This window comes from Nocardia aobensis NBRC 100429, from assembly GCF_000308375.1.
GTDB classification, from domain to species: Bacteria; Actinomycetota; Actinomycetes; order Mycobacteriales; family Mycobacteriaceae; genus Nocardia; species Nocardia aobensis.
This window is the reverse complement of sequence record NZ_BAFQ01000069.1, coordinates 1-14,595: the sequence shown is the minus strand read 5'-3', so window position 1 is coordinate 14,595 and position 14,595 is coordinate 1. Positions and strand designations below refer to the sequence as shown.

At 68.6% G+C, this 14,595-nt stretch carries 12 protein-coding genes; all 12 read right to left on the bottom strand.

Translation table 11 applies throughout. The annotated features are described in order from the left end of the window. A partial coding sequence (locus RJ03_RS09600; RefSeq protein WP_036500379.1) for a C40 family peptidase occupies positions 1–525 on the bottom strand: 525 nt, incomplete at its 3' end. Between the two features lie 659 nt (positions 526–1,184). After that, entirely contained in the window at positions 1,185–4,385 is a 3,201-nt protein-coding gene (ileS, locus tag RJ03_RS09595) for an isoleucine--tRNA ligase (RefSeq protein WP_036500377.1), read from the bottom strand. Between the two features lie 309 nt (positions 4,386–4,694). Further along, positions 4,695–4,895 (bottom strand): hypothetical protein, encoded by a 201-nt coding sequence (locus tag RJ03_RS09590; protein ID WP_036500385.1) that lies wholly within the window; start codon positions 4,893–4,895, stop codon positions 4,695–4,697. A gap of 134 nt (positions 4,896–5,029) precedes the next feature. Next, positions 5,030–5,857, bottom strand: coding sequence for a DivIVA-like cell division protein Wag31 (wag31, locus tag RJ03_RS09585; RefSeq protein WP_036500375.1), 828 nt, complete (start codon positions 5,855–5,857; stop codon positions 5,030–5,032). Between the two features lie 75 nt (positions 5,858–5,932). Continuing rightward, positions 5,933–6,235, bottom strand: coding sequence for a YggT family protein (locus RJ03_RS09580; RefSeq protein WP_025348651.1), 303 nt, complete (start codon positions 6,233–6,235; stop codon positions 5,933–5,935). Positions 6,236–6,357: 122 nt separating this feature from the next. Beyond that, entirely contained in the window at positions 6,358–7,161 is an 804-nt protein-coding gene (locus RJ03_RS09575; protein WP_036500371.1) for a cell division protein SepF, read from the bottom strand. A gap of 187 nt (positions 7,162–7,348) precedes the next feature. Further along, positions 7,349–8,119 carry a YggS family pyridoxal phosphate-dependent enzyme gene (locus RJ03_RS09570; RefSeq protein ID WP_036500369.1) on the bottom strand — a complete coding sequence of 257 codons (771 nt, stop codon included), beginning with the start codon at positions 8,117–8,119 and terminating at the stop codon, positions 7,349–7,351. After that, entirely contained in the window at positions 8,116–8,841 is a 726-nt protein-coding gene (gene pgeF / locus RJ03_RS09565; RefSeq protein WP_036500366.1) for a peptidoglycan editing factor PgeF, read from the bottom strand. The genes RJ03_RS09570 and pgeF overlap by 4 nt, the downstream gene beginning before the upstream one ends. A 387-nt stretch (positions 8,842–9,228) precedes the next feature. After that, entirely contained in the window at positions 9,229–10,449 is a 1,221-nt protein-coding gene (gene ftsZ / locus RJ03_RS09560; protein ID WP_036500364.1) for a cell division protein FtsZ, read from the bottom strand. Positions 10,450–10,873: 424 nt separating this feature from the next. Then, positions 10,874–11,659, bottom strand: a complete 786-nt coding sequence (locus RJ03_RS09555; RefSeq protein ID WP_083870705.1) for a cell division protein FtsQ/DivIB — start codon at positions 11,657–11,659, stop codon at positions 10,874–10,876. Between the two features lie 46 nt (positions 11,660–11,705). Further along, on the bottom strand, positions 11,706–13,151 hold the full coding sequence (murC, locus tag RJ03_RS09550) for a UDP-N-acetylmuramate--L-alanine ligase (RefSeq protein ID WP_051024505.1): 1,446 nt from the start codon (positions 13,149–13,151) through the stop codon (positions 11,706–11,708). Between the two features lie 98 nt (positions 13,152–13,249). After that, entirely contained in the window at positions 13,250–14,425 is a 1,176-nt protein-coding gene (murG, locus tag RJ03_RS09545) for an undecaprenyldiphospho-muramoylpentapeptide beta-N-acetylglucosaminyltransferase (RefSeq protein WP_051024504.1), read from the bottom strand. Positions 14,426–14,595 lie beyond the last annotated feature (170 nt).

The window sequence follows — 14,595 nt, the reverse complement described above, 5'->3', positions numbered from 1 at the left end:
TCCGATCGGCACGCCGGGGCCGTAGGCGTTGAGCAGCATGCCACCGCCGGCGTAGATGCCCTCGTGGGAGCCGTCGGTGTTCACGATGACCACATCGCCGGGCATCATCGCGCCGAACGGCACAGCACTGCCCGCGGTGGCCTGCTCCCAGGTGGTACGCGGCAGCATGATGCCGACCTGCCGGAACGCCCACTGCACGAGTCCGGAGCAGTCGTAGGCGTTGGGCCCCGTCCCGCCCCATTCATAGGGCTTGCCCGCCTGTGAGCCGGCAACACTGAGCGCGATCGACGCCCGCGGGCTGGGCAGCGGCAGCGCCGCCGAACCGCTGGCGCTGCCGGAGGCCGATCCGCTCCCCGAACCGGAGCTGCTGCCCGAGTCGAGGGATCCGGAGGAACTGCCGGTGTCGGCCGGTGCGGCGGTGGCCGGACCCGCCCACATCGAGACCGAGACGGCCGCGGCGATCGCGGCCAAGAGATAGCGGGTGTATCTGCGGCGCGAGGATCCGCGCACGGATGACGGTGCCATGTGCTCGCCCTTCGGTATGACATGCATCCACCACGGCACACCGACCGGCGATCACACAGCACACAGCATGGACTTGGGATGGCCGCTTCCCCACGGGCATCTCAGCCGGTCAACTACCTGGTAGTGCAGTTTCAACGGGGGTCGATCCGGGAAAAACGCCTAAGCTCAACTAAAGAGTGATGGTTGCTGTGACATAGCTGTTTTAGCGCAAGTCACATGCACACCACAAGTGCCAATCCGCAACCGTGATCCGTTCCGGCCTCACGTGACACACCCCAGGTCATGCCGGGAATCGGCGTGCCACACGCCGCGCTCGCACCTGCCGCCACCCTCGAGGGCGGTGTGTAACCACCGTCTACCTGGGTATACATGCTCCGGCCGAGCCCACCGGACTCAGCCAGGCTCGGCCGGACCCGATCGGACTTTGCCGCTTACGACGCGGCGACGCCCAAGCTCCGGGGGCCATCGATTTCGCACTCGCACGTCCCTGCTGCGCTGCGGACGCGGACGGCCACGAGCCGATGCGGTGACCTCGATCAAGGCCCGTATACGACTCCGTCGGCGCCGCACGCGCAGCTGCGAGCCGGGCGAAGGAGCGGGCAGTGCCGAACGAGCCCGGTCCGACAGCGCGGACCGGGCTCGTTTCGGGATTCGCTTGCTCAGGCCTTGGTGATCGCGGCGCGCACACCGCCGACCACATCGGCCGCCTCGGCGCCCGCGGGCGCGAAGCTCAGCTCGGTGGCGAGGATTTCCCCGGCGATGAGGTCGCGGTGCGTGCGTGCCCACTCCGCGCGCTCCCGCGGCACCTCCAGCACCACGGTGATGCGGTCGGAGACGTCGAGGCCCAGAGACTTGCGGGTCTCCTGCAGATCGCGGATCAGGTCGCGGGCCCAGCCCTCGGCCTCGAGTTCCTCCGTGACCTCCGAATTCAGCACCACCAGACCGGCATTGCCGGGCAGCGCGGCGGTGGACTCGGGTTCGGCCGCCACCAGACGCTGGGTGTACTCCTCGGGCAGCAGCGCGATGCCGTCGTCGTGGCCGGCCACCAGCGCCGTGACCACTCCGTCGTCCTCGCGCCACTGGCCGGCCTTCACCGCCTTGATCACGCCCTGGACGTCCTTGCCCAGCCGCGGACCGGCGGCGCGGGCGTTGACGACCAGTTCGAACCGGCCGTGCGCGGCCACGTCGGTGGTCAGGTCCACCTTCTTGACGTTGACCTCGTCGGCGACGAGATCGGCGAACGGACGCAGCCGCTCCGCATCGGGCGCGGCGATGGTGACCTCGGACAGCGGCAGCCGCACCCGCAGGTTCTGCGCCTTGCGCAGGCTCAGCACGGTCGAGCACACCGACCGCACCTCGTCCATCGCCGACACCAGCTCCGGATCGCGCGGCAGTTCGGTCGCGGCCGGCCAGTCGGTCAGATGCACCGACCGCTCCCCCGTCAGCCCGCGCCAGATCACCTCGGTGATCAGCGGCAGCAGCGGGGCGGCCAGCCGGCAGGTGACCTCCAGCACGGTGTGCAGGGTGTCGATCGCGTCGCGATCCTCCTCCCAGAACCGCGAACGCGACCGGCGCACATACCAATTGGTGAGCGCGTCGGCGAACGACCGCAGTTCGTCGCAGGCGGTGGCGATGTCGTAGACCTCGAGCGCCTCGGTCATCACATCGCGGGCCGCGGCGAGTTTGGCGAGGATGTAGCGATCCAGCACATTCGCCGAATCAGTCCGCCACACACCGGGTTTCGAGGCGTAGAGCTGCAGGAACGTCCACGCGTTCCACAGCGGCCGCAGCGCGTGGCTCACCCCTTCGCGGATCCCGCGTTCGGTGACGATCAGATTGCCGCCGCGCAGCACCGGCGACGCCATGAGGAACCAGCGCATGGCATCGGAGCCGTCGCGGTCGAACACCTCGTTGACGTCGGGATAGTTGCCCTTGGACTTGGACATCTTCAACCCGTCGTCGCCGAGCACGATGCCGTGCGCCACAACGGATTTGAACGCCGGCCGGTCGAACAACGCGGTCGAGAGGACATGCAGGTTGTAGAACCATCCCCGCGTCTGCCCGTTGTACTCGACGATGAAGTCACCCGGGCTGTGCGCCGGGCGGTCAGGGGTGCCCTCGAACCATTCCTTGTTCTCGAACGGGTAGTGCACCTGCGCGTACGGCATCGACCCCGACTCGAACCAGCAGTCGAGCACCTCGGGGGTACGCCGCATGATCGACTTCCCGGTGGGGTCGTCGGGATTCGGGCGCACCAGTTCGTCGATGCCCGGGCGGTGCAGATCCGCCGGACGGACGCCGAAGTCGCGTTCCAGCTCGTCCAGCGAGCCGTACACGTCGACGCGCGGGTAGGCCGGATCGTCGGAGATCCACACCGGGATCGGCGCACCCCAGTACCGGTTGCGGCTGATGTTCCAGTCGCGCGCGTTCTCCAGCCACTTGCCGAACTGGCCGTCGCGGATGTGCTCGGGCACCCAGGTGATCTGCTGGTTCAGCTCCACCATGCGGTCGCGGAACTTCGTGACCGCCACGAACCACGAGGGCACCGCCATGTAGATCAGCGGCTGACCGGAACGCCAGCTGTGCGGGTAGGAGTGCTCGATCGTCTCGTGCCGCAACAGCTTTCCGGCGGCCTTGAGGTCCTTGATGATGACCGGATTGGCGTCGAAGACCATCAGGCCCTCGTACGGCGGCACCATCGAGGTGAACTTGCCGCCGGCGTCGAGCGGCTGCACGACCTCGATGCCGTTGGCGGAGGCGACGTCCATATCCTCCTCACCGAACGCGGGCGCCAGATGCACCACGCCGGTTCCGGAGTCGGTGGTCACGTAGTCGGCGTTCAGCACGCGATGCGCGTTGGGGTGGCCGAGGAAGAAGTCGAAGGGCGGCCGATAGCGCAGCCCCGCGAGCGCCGCGCCCGCATGCTCCGAGAGCACCTCGAGTCCGTCGTCGGCGGTGCCGAGCTCGCGGGCGTAGTGCGAGACGCGCTCGGCGGCCAGCACGTACCGCTTGCCGTCCTTGCCGCGCACGTGGGCATAGGTGATGTCCGGGTGGACCGCGATCGCCAGGTTCGACGGGAGCGTCCACGGCGTGGTGGTCCAGATCAACGCGTTGGCGCCGTCGAGTTCGCGCAGCGGATGATCGGGCGCGACCTCGAGCACCATGTCGACGGTGACCGCCGGATCCTGGCGCATCCGGTAGGCGTCGTCGAGACGCGCCTCCTGATTCGACAGCGGCGTCTGCTCGTACCAGCTGTAGGGCAGCACCCGGAAGCCTTGGTAGACAAGCCCTTTGTCGTGCAGCGACTTGAACGCCCACATCACCGACTCCATGAAGTCGAGATCGAGGGTCTTGTAGTCGTTGTCGAAGTCGACCCACCGTGCTTGGCGTGTCACATAGTCACGCCACTCATTGGTGTAACGAAGCACAGAGGATTTACACGCGGCATTGAATTCCGCGAGGCCCATCGCGTCGATCTGTGATTTGTCCGTGATACCGAGTTGCTTCTCCGCTTCGATTTCCGCGGGCAATCCGTGTGTGTCCCAACCGAAGCGCCGTTCCACGCGCTTACCGCGCATCGTCTGGAACCGGGGAACCAAATCCTTCACATATCCGGTGAGCAGATGTCCGTAATGCGGCAAACCGTTGGCGAACGGCGGGCCGTCGTAGAAGACGAACTCGTCGCACTTCTCGGCACGGTTGTCGATGCTGGCACGGAAGGTGTCGTCGGCGGCCCAGTAGTCCAGCACCCGGCGCTCGAGCTCCGGGAACGACACGCTCGCGCCCTGCCGCGAGCCGGCATCCGCATCGGTGAAGTCGACGCGGGGATAGGCGTTGCGGGTGGATGTCTCGTCCGCCATGGCGGCTGTGGTCTCCCTCGTGCCAGTGCGCGCATGCGGCGCAGTCGGTGGGCACGGGGACGACTTCGGCGCCTGTGCGCCGCTGCCGCGGTACCACCCCGCTTGTCCGGGCCGGATGTTCCGGCGGGCGGACCTCTCGTTGCGAGCTGTGACGGGCTCACCCGTTCGGTTCTACTGGGCGCCTGTGGCGCCGTTCTTCCGAAGGCTCCCCGGTGATGGCCGGATCACTGCCGATCTACAGGTTTGATTGTAGCCAGTGCGGGCAACGTTATTTCCGTGCCCTGTTGCCGCCCTGTTCACCGTGCCCGCTCAGCGTTTGGCGTGACGGCCGGGACGTGATTGCGGGCCTTCCTCGGGTTCACGCATGGCCAGCGCGCTGACCAGCAGCAGGACCGCACCGATCACGCAGACGACGATGCAACCCCACGCCCAGATCACCGATCCGGTGGTCAACGCCGTCACCAGCAGGGCGAAGCCGATCGCGGCCAGGACGAGCGTCAGAACGAGCATGGTCACCCCCTAGGCGGGCAGGGCGGGCCGCATCGCCCCGGAGGGGCCGGGCGGCTCGGCAGAACTACGACCACACAGCGGCATGCGACGCCGGACCCCGTCGTATCGGCGGGGTGGCGGGCACCCGGGACGAGCTACTTGCCACCCTTGGCGAACGATGCCGGACCATGGCTGTTCGATACCGCCTCGAAGGCCTCGCCACCGTCGACCGGCACGGCCGAACCGCGGTTCTCCAGCTCCTCGAGCTGCGATTCCAGGTAGGACTTCAGCCGCACCCGGTACTCGCGCTCGAAGGTCTTCAACTGCTCGATGCGGCTTTCCAGGACGCTGCGCTGCTGGGTGATGGTGGCCATGATCTCGGTGTGCTTGCGCTCGGCGTCGGCCTGCAGGGCGTCGGCCTTCTCCTTGGCCTGGCGAAGCTGGCTGTCGGAACGGGTCTGCGCGTCCGAGAGCAGCGAGTCGGCCTTCTGCCGCGCCTCGCCGACCATCGCGTCCGAGCGGGTCTGCGCTTCGCTCACCATTCGCTCGGAATTCGCCCGGGCGTTGGAGAGCAGCTGTTCGGCCTCGGCCTTGGCGTCGGTGGTGAGCCGGTCGGCCATCTCCTGCGCCAGGCTCAGCACCTTCGCGGCCTGCAGGTTCGCATCTGCGGCGGAGTTGTCCTTGGGGGCCACCGGCGCGGGGGCCGGCACCGGCGGTGCCACGGGCGCCGGCTTCGGCGGTTCCGGTTGCGGCGGAGCGGGTTTCACCGCCTGCGGCGCGGGACGCGACTTCTTGGCATCCGCCAATTCGGCATCCAGCTCAGCAACCCGCTGGCGCAGGTCCGCATTCTCCTCGATGAGGCGCGAGAGCTCCTGTTCGACCAAGTCGAGGAAGGCGTCGACTTCATCCTCGTTGTAGCCGCGCTTCCCGATCGGCGGTTTGCTGAACGCGACGTTGTGCACATCGGCTGGAGTCAGCGGCATGGAAGGATCCCTTCGCGCTTCGTACGGAGATCTAGCGTAGATCTTCTAGCAAGCTCTTCTTCTCGGCCCATTCTGTCACACCGGAGCTATCGGCTGCCCGAGCCTGCTGACGATGGACATCAGAATGAACACGATGAAAAGCAGGACCATAATCGACAGATCCAGGCGAATTCCTCCCAAGTTCACGGGAGGTATCAGGCGCCTCAACAGTTTCACCGGCGGATCGGTGATCGTGAAGATCGCCTCCAGAACGACGGCGACGAACCCCCGCGGATGCCAGTCGCGCGCAAAGCTGCGGATGAACTCCACGATCACTCGGCTGATCAGCAACAGCCAGAAGAGGAAGAGGAGTACATACAGCACCTGAAACAAGGCCACCTGTCCACTTTGCCTCAGATTCGGTGTCCTGCAAACTCCCCGCGCCGTGCATTCGGCGTCATTTCCCCCCGTCGCGGCTCACCCGACCGGGGCCGCCGCCGCGCGCGGCACCCGGTTCGGGGTTATTTCTGGTTGTAGAAGCCGTTTTCGGCGATGCGACGGCGCTCCTCGGCCGATACATCGACATCCGACGGTGAGAGCAGGAACACCTTGGTGGCCACCTTGTCGAACGAACCACGCAGCGCGAACGCCAGTCCGGCGGCGAAATCCACCAGGCGGCGCGCGTCGGCGTTGCTCATCTCGACCAGGTCCATGATCACGGGCGTACCGTCACGGAAACGCTCGCCGATGATCGCGGCCTCGGCATAGGTGCGCGGACGCAGTGTCGTGATCTTGGACAACGGACCTCCGTCCTCGAAGACGGGGGTGCGGCGCGGGGCCGGCTCGAACCGGGCGCGCTCCTCCATCCGCCGCTCTTCCATCCGGCGTTCGGCCTCGGGATCGACCGCCAGCGCACCGTGCGTGGTGCCACGCACCATCGGAGTGCCACCGCCGAGTCCGCGCGAGCGGCCCGAGGGTGCGGATTCGATCCGGGTCGGGCGGCGCAGGGGCTCGTAGCGGTCGTCGGAGTAGGACTCGTCGGCGAACTCCGAGCGGCGCGGCACCGTGTAACCGGGCTGATAGGGCGCCTTGTACGCCGGCTCCGGGTAGCCCGGATCGTCGGCGAAGCGGTCGTCGCCGAAACGCGAGCGTCCGGCGTCGTACGGATCGTCGTCGAAACGCGAGCGGCGCACCCCGCGGTCGTCCGCACCCAGCGGGCCACGGTCGTCGATCCCCCGAGGGCCACGGTCGTCGACGTAGTCGTCCTCGTATTCCTCGAGCGGGACCATGCCGAAGTAGGCCTTGAACCTGTGCAGCGTACTCATGCTCCCACCTCACTAACGCTGGGCTCCAGCACGAGCATGCTCGTGGCTGCGCTGATGTCTCGCTCGCTACGCTCGCTCATCCTGGTCGACCTTCCTACGGCCCCGACTGACCTGGGGTGTTGAAGTCCTGCTCAGTCCTCGTCAGCCCCAAGCATATGTTTCGAATGTGACTGATGAGGTTTCTTTGCTACTGCGAGGTTATCGGTCGGTCGCCCATGAGAGCAGTACCGACACGCACGCAGGTAGACCCGTGTCGAATGGCGACCTCGAGGTCGCCCGACATGCCCGCCGACAATTCGGTCGCGCCCGGATGCGCGGCCAGCAGCGCGCGATGCAGACCGGCCAGTTCGGCGAACGCCGCATCCGGCTCCGCGCCCAGCGGCGGAATCGCCATCAGGCCCGCGAGCTGCAGATTCTCGGATTTCGCGACCTGATCGGCCAGCATCGGGAGATCATCCGGGACGACGCCGCCGCGCGCCGGATCGCGATCCAGGCTCACCTGCAGTAGCACGCGCAGCGGATCCGCGCGCGCTCCCTCCTCGCGTGCGGCCGCCGTGGCGGTGTCAAGGGCCCTCACCAGACGCTCCGAATCCACCGAGTGCACCGTATCGGCCCAGCGCACAACCGATTTCGCCTTGTTGCGCTGCAATCGGCCGATCATGTGCCAGCGCATCTGCGCCAGATGTCCTAATGAGGCCACCTTGGCGGAGGCCTCCTGTTCCCGCGATTCACCGAATTCCCGGCGCCCGAGCCGATACAGGATCTCCACGTCGGAGGCCGGGAAGTATTTGGTCACCGGCAGCAACCGGACGGTGTCACGATCGCGCCCGGCGGCGCGGCACGCGGCGTCGATGCGATGTTCCAGGCGGGTGAGCGCGGCGGCGAGTCCCGCCGCACGGGACTGCGGCGCGTCCGCCCCGGATTCGGTTGCGCCGAGCCCGGATTCGGCGTGGTTCACCGGTTCTCCTCCATCCAGATCACCCCGGCGATGCGGCCGGTGGGCGCGCCGCGACGGTGGCTGAACAGGGTGGCGTCGGAGATGGTGGAGCGCGGATCGACCGCGACCGCGCCGACCCCGGCCGCTTCCAGCTGACGGCGGATTCCGGCTCGCAGATCCAGACCGGGCGTACCGCGCCGGGTCGTGGTGGCGCTGCCGGGCAGATGTGCCTCGACGTCGTCGCGCATGGCGGCGGGCACCTCGTAATCCTCGCCACCGGCGGCCGGGCCGAGGAAGGCGCCGATGCGGTGCGGCTGGGCGCCGACCGAGATCATCGCCTCGAGGACCTTCGGCACGATTCCGATGCGGGCGCCGACGCGGCCGGCGTGTACGGCCGCGATGACCCCGGCCTCGTCGTCGGACATCAGCAGGGGGACGCAATCGGCGGTGAGCACTACCAGCGCGAGATTCGGCACGGTGGTGACGAGCGCGTCGGTCACCGGCACCGGTTCGGCGCGGGGGCCGTCGACGATCTCGACGTTGCGGCTGTGCACCTGTTCCATCCAGACCAGGCGGCCGGGTGGCAGGCCGATGCCTTCGGCGAGACGTATCCTGTTGCGCCGCACCGCTTCCGGATCGTCGCCGACGTGGTCGCCCAGGTTGAACGAGTCGTAGGGCGCCGCCGAGAACCCACCGGCCCGCGTGGTCGTCACCCGTCGCGTCCGAACCGAAGCCTGTGTCATATCTCCGAGATTAATAGGCTTTACCGGTCCGGAGTCGAGCGTGCCGCCGAGTGATCCGGAACGTAGATGGCGGGGCGGCGGAACGGGGCACAGCGCGAGCATGCCCCGCGAAGTACCCACGGCGTGCGAGTTCATGCACACGACATTGCCGCCACCCACGGCGCCGCGTTCGCCACTGCCGGGCGCGACGCTTCCGCTCGCGGTGTTCGTTCTCACACGCCGCTGCCCCCGAGGCCGGCGGCGACGCCCCGGAGAGCGACATCACACGGCCGCCCGGCACCGGTCCGCCGGAACTCCGGTGGCACACCGGGTTTCGACCGCCCCACACCAGCCGCACATGCCGCTGCCCCCTCCGCGACGTCGGAGAGGGCAGCGAGATCGGCGTGCTTACCGGCGCATGAAATCAGGGACGTCGACGTCGTCGGTGTCCTCGTCCGGCATCTGAATGTGCGAGCGGTTGTTGTGCGCGATGGTCGGCTCGGTGGCCGGACGCGGTTCGTAGGACGGGGCCGGGCCGCGGGCCGGCGTCGGATCGGCCGGGCGCTCGGGCTCGGACTGGCGGGTGCTGCCGAAATCACGGCGAGTGGTGGACTGGCCGATGTCACCGGCCCGGCCGGCACCGATATTCGTTCTGCCCGCCGGTTCGATGCGCCGAGCCGGGGTGCCCCCGTCGAAGCCGGCGGCGATCACCGTGACCCGGACCTCGTCGCCGAGCGAATCGTCGATCACCGTGCCGAAGATGATGTTGGCCTCGATGTGCGCGGCCTCCTGCACGAGCGAGGCGGCCTCGTTGATCTCGAACAGACCGAGATCCGATCCACCGGCGATCGAGAGCAGCACGCCGTGCGCACCGTCCATCGACGCCTCCAGCAGCGGCGAATTGATCGCCGCCTCCGCGGCTTTCACGGATCGTCCCTCCCCGCGCGAGGAGCCGATGCCCATCAACGCCGAACCGGCACCGGACATGACGCTCTTGACGTCGGCGAAGTCGACGTTGATCAGACCCGGGGTGGTGATCAGGTCGGTGATGCCCTGAACACCGTTGAGCAGCACCTCGTCGGCGGAGCGGAAGGCGTCCATCAGGCTCACCGCCGCGTCACCGAGCTGGAGCAGCCGGTCGTTCGGGATGACGATGAGGGTGTCGCAGGATTCGCGCAGCGCCTGGATACCGGCTTCGGCCTGGTTGCTGCGGCGCTTGCCCTCGAACGAGAACGGCCGCGTCACCACACCTATGGTCAGGGCGCCCAGTTTGCGGGCGATCGACGCCACCACGGGCGCGCCGCCGGTACCGGTGCCGCCGCCCTCACCGGCCGTCACGAAGACCATGTCGGCGCCCTTGAGCACCTCTTCGATCTCGTCCTTGTGGTCCTCGGCTGCCTTGCGGCCCACCTCGGGATCCGCGCCGGCGCCGAGACCGCGGGTGAGTTCGCGGCCGACGTCGAGCTTGACGTCCGCATCACTCATCAGCAGTGCCTGGGCGTCGGTGTTGACGGCGATGAACTCGACTCCCTTGAGTCCCTGTTCGATCATTCGGTTGACGGCGTTCACGCCGCCGCCGCCGATACCGACGACCTTGATCACTGCAAGGTAGTTGTGCGGGGGCGTCATGGGCTCTCGCCTTCCTTCGATCCAAAGCCTGTCGTTTTCGGATTCTCGGCAGAGCGCCGATTCGAGGTCCCCGGTCCGCCCGGGTTTTCACTCGGACAAACCCTAAACCTGAACCATAGGGTTGGCGTTATGTCAAGTATCCGACTGGTGCGGAACGCTATTCGCACCCGTCGCGATCCGTGCGCAGGCGCGCCGACACGAGGGTCAGAATCTTGTGCGATCCGTCTCGTCCGAGCCCGTCGGGCATGGTACCGCGAACGGCCGCCACAGACACCGAGATCGGGTCTCGATCTCCGCGGGACCGCGGATTCACCGGCCCCGCCCGCGACCGCGGCACCCGGACGGGCCCAGGTGCCACGGCCATCACGCACGGCCATCGACTCCCGGCCGCCGGTCGAAAACCGCAACGGCACAACGAGTGTCACTATCTTACCGTTACCAGATCGGGACTCGAAACGTCGAATACCGTTCCCGGGCGCGTCAGCACCGGAAGGACCACCGCGGCTTTGCGTTCCGAGTCGTCGGGACCGCCCCAGACCACCGTACGGTCGTCGCGCAGCTTCAGTTCGATATCCGAAACCGTCCGCGCCACAACCTCTCCCACCTGGGCTCGAAGCGCCGGCGGCGCGGCGTCGAGGACCGCGACCGCGGCCCGGGTCACCGGGTCGGCGCTGCCGGGATGGTCGGTGACCAGTTTCGCGACGCCGGGCGGCGGTGGTTCGATCGCGAATTCGACGCTGTCGGCGTCGAGCAGATGCGTTCCCTGCGGACTGTCGAAGAACACCACGGCGGAGCGCTCGTCCACCGTGACCCGCACCGTGGACGGAAACACCCGCTGCACCCGCGCCGACCGCACCTTCGGCAGCGACGCCACCCGGCGCGCGATCGCGTCGGTATCGATACGCAGCATGGAGCGGCCGTCGGGGATCTGCAGCACCGCGCGCACATCCTGTTCGGGCACCGTCGACACCCCCTCGACCTGCACGGTGCGCACCGACAGCGCGGGGGTGAAGTAGGCGACCACCAGCAGCACGATCACCACGACCACGATCGGCGCGCCCCACAACAGAATCCGCCGCCACCGGCCGTCGAAGGGCAGCCGCGCGCGGGGCCCGCCCCGGTGGAGGCGATCGTCGCCCTCGTCGCCGTCCGCGGCGAATTCGGCCTCGGCGTCCGGATCGATGTCCTCGATCGTCCCGCGACGTGTCATCTCCACCTCCCTCTCCGGCCGGCACCGCCGGGCGGGGGCGCCGTGCTCACCGACCCGTCGACGGGCGCACCCGCAGTCCGTCCAGAATCTGCCCGCCGAGCATCGTCACGTCGCCGGCGCCCATGGTGATCACCACATCGCCCGCGCGGGCCAGGCTCGCGGCCTGCCGGCCCACCCGCGACATATCCGGTTGGTAGTGCACGGGTTTGGTGACCGCCTGCGCCACCAGCGCGCCGTTGACGCCGGGCAGCGGCTTCTCGCGCGCGCCGTAGACGTCGAGGACCACGACCTCGTCGGCCAGCGACAGCGCCGCGCCGAATTCCTCGGCGAAGGTCGCCGTGCGGCTGTACAAGTGCGGCTGGAACACCACGATCACCCGGCCCTGGCGGGAGCGGGCGCCGTCGGCCGCCTCCTGCCGGACCAATTCGGCCGCCGCCCCCAGTACGGCACGCACCTCGGTCGGGTGGTGGGCGTAGTCGTCGAAGACCCGTACCCCGTTCTCGCGGCCCACGAACTGGAAGCGGCGGTGCACACCACCGAATCCCTCCAGGCCCTGCAGGATTTCGTTCATATCGGCCCCGGCATCGCGAGCGGCGAGCAGCGCCGCGAGGGCGTTGAGGGCCATATGGCGGCCGGGCACCGACAGGCGCAGCGTGCGCGGCGCGGGTTCGTCGCCCAGTTGCACCGTGGCGACACCGCCGACGTCGCGCGGCTCCCAGCTCATCAGGCGGGCCTGCATCGGCACCGGCACGTCGGCCGTCTCCGTCGAGCCGTAACCGGCCACCCGGATGTCGAGTTCCCCGGCCGCGACCCGGTCGGCGACCCGGCGGGCCAGCGCCAGCGAACCGGGATCGTCCAAGCAGACCACGAGCAGTCCGCCGGAGACCAGCCGCGCCACGAAGTCGTCGAACACCTGGACGTAGGCCTCGTCGGAGCCGAAGAAATCCAGATGATCGGATTCGATGTTGGTGACCACCGCGACGTCCGGATCGTATTGCAGCAGTGAGCCGTCCGACTCGTCGGCCTCTGCCACGAAATAACCGCCGGTGCCGTGATGCGCGTTCGTCCCGGCCTCGTTCAGTTCACCGCCGACGGCGAACGAGGGATCGAAGCCGCAATGCTGCAACGCCACGACCAGCATCGAGGTGGTGGAGGTCTTGCCGTGGGTGCCCGACACGAGCAGGGTGTGGTGGCCGCGCATCAGTTCGGCGAGCACCGTGGGACGCATCAGCACCGGCACACCGCGCCGATTCGCCTCGACCAGTTCGGGATTCGTCTTCGGGATGGCGGCGTAGGTGGTCACGACCGCGCTCGGACCGCCCTCCAGCAGATCCAGCGCACTCGCGTCGTGGCCGATGCGGACCTGGGCTCCGCGCGCCCGCAGCGCCAGCACGCCGCGGCTCTCCTTGGCGTCCGAGCCCGACACCTCGCCGCCGCGGGCGAGCAGAATCCGCGCGATTCCCGACATGCCGGCACCGCCGATGCCGACCATGTGGACCCGCCGCAACAACTCCGGCAGTTCGGTGGGGGCCTGCCCGGTGTGGTTCACCGGGTCCGCGGCTCCCACTTCGGCCGTCTCGTTTCCTCCGGTCACCGTCCGGTCACCTCCAGCACGATTCGCGCCACCGTGTCCGCGGCGTCGCGATGTCCGGCACCGGCGGCGGCGACCGACATATTCGTCAGCGCGGCCGGGTCGGTGAGCAGCGCGATCACCTCGTCCATCACGTACTTCGGCGTCATCTCCGCATCCGCGACGATTCTGCCACCGCCCTGCGCGACGATCGGGCGGGCGTTGAACTCCTGTTCGCCGTTGCCGTGCGGCAGCGGCACGTAGAACGCCGGCAGTCCGACCGCCGACACCTCGGCCACGGTCATCGCGCCCGAGCGGCACACCGTGGCATCGGCGGCGGCATAGGCCAGATCCATCCGCGACAGATACGGCACCGCAACGTATTTCGCGCCGTCGCGGCCGGATTCGGTGTCGATGCCGTCCAGATCGAGCGTGTTCTTGGGTCCGTGCGCGTGCAGTACCGAGATACCCGCCGCCAGCAGTTGCGCGGCCGCGCCGGACACCGCCTCGTTCAACCGGCGCGCGCCCTGGGAGCCGCCGAAGACCAGCAGAACCGGGCCCTGCTGCGGCAGACCGAAGTGCTCCCGCGCCTGCGCCCGCAGTCCGGCCCGGTCCAAGGTGGCGATCGAGGCGCGCACCGGAATCCCGACGACCTCGGCATCGGCGCGCCCGCGCGCGTGCACACCCGAATTCGGCACGGCGGCGAGCACCCGCGCCGCACGCCGGGCGCCGACCTTGTTCGCGATCCCCGCCTTCACATTGGCCTCGTGCACGACCAGCGGCACCCGGCGCGAGCGCCGCAGCACTCCCCCGCCGGCCGCCAGGTAGGCGGGCACCGAGACGTAGCCGCCGAATCCGATGATCACATCGGCCTCGACCGCGTCGATCACCGCGCGGGTTCGCGCCACCGCGGCGCGGACCCGGCCGGGCAGGCGCAGCAGATCGGCGGTGGGTTTACGCGGCAGCGGGACCGGCGGAATCAGCTCCAGCGGATAGCCGCGTTCGGGAATCAGCGTCGTCTCCAGCCCGCGCTGGGTGCCCAGTGCGGTGATCCGGATCGAGGGATCCAGCCGGCGCAGTGCGTCCGCGACCGCCATCGCGGGTTCGATATGCCCGGCCGTGCCCCCACCGGCGACGATCACCGAGAGCGTCCGTTGCCCGGAACCCGTCGTGCCGCCGCTCTCGCCGGTTGTCACCTCGAATTACCTCGTTCTCTCGCATGTGTCATCGGATAGCTGGGCTCCCAGGCCCGGGTGGTGCGCCACGACGACGCTCCGCGCGCCTCCCGCCGTCCGGCGTCGGCGCTGCGTCGTCGTGCCGAATCCGAATCTATCGACCGCCGCGGTATCGCCGCACTCCCACCCCG

Coding starts and splice junctions, on each gene's coding strand:
- ileS (WP_036500377.1), bottom strand. CDS start 4,385: ATGGCGGACGAGACATCCACCCGCAACGCCTATCCCCGCGTCGACTTC.
- RJ03_RS09590 (WP_036500385.1), bottom strand. CDS start 4,895: ATGCTCGTTCTGACGCTCGTCCTGGCCGCGATCGGCTTCGCCCTGCTG.
- wag31 (WP_036500375.1), bottom strand. CDS start 5,857: ATGCCGCTGACTCCAGCCGATGTGCACAACGTCGCGTTCAGCAAACCG.
- RJ03_RS09575 (WP_036500371.1), bottom strand. CDS start 7,161: ATGAGTACGCTGCACAGGTTCAAGGCCTACTTCGGCATGGTCCCGCTC.
- pgeF (WP_036500366.1), bottom strand. CDS start 8,841: ATGACACAGGCTTCGGTTCGGACGCGACGGGTGACGACCACGCGGGCC.
- ftsZ (WP_036500364.1), bottom strand. CDS start 10,449: ATGACGCCCCCGCACAACTACCTTGCAGTGATCAAGGTCGTCGGTATC.
- RJ03_RS09555 (WP_083870705.1), bottom strand. CDS start 11,659: ATGACACGTCGCGGGACGATCGAGGACATCGATCCGGACGCCGAGGCC.
- murC (WP_051024505.1), bottom strand. CDS start 13,151: ATGGTCGGCATCGGCGGTGCCGGCATGTCGGGAATCGCGCGGATTCTG.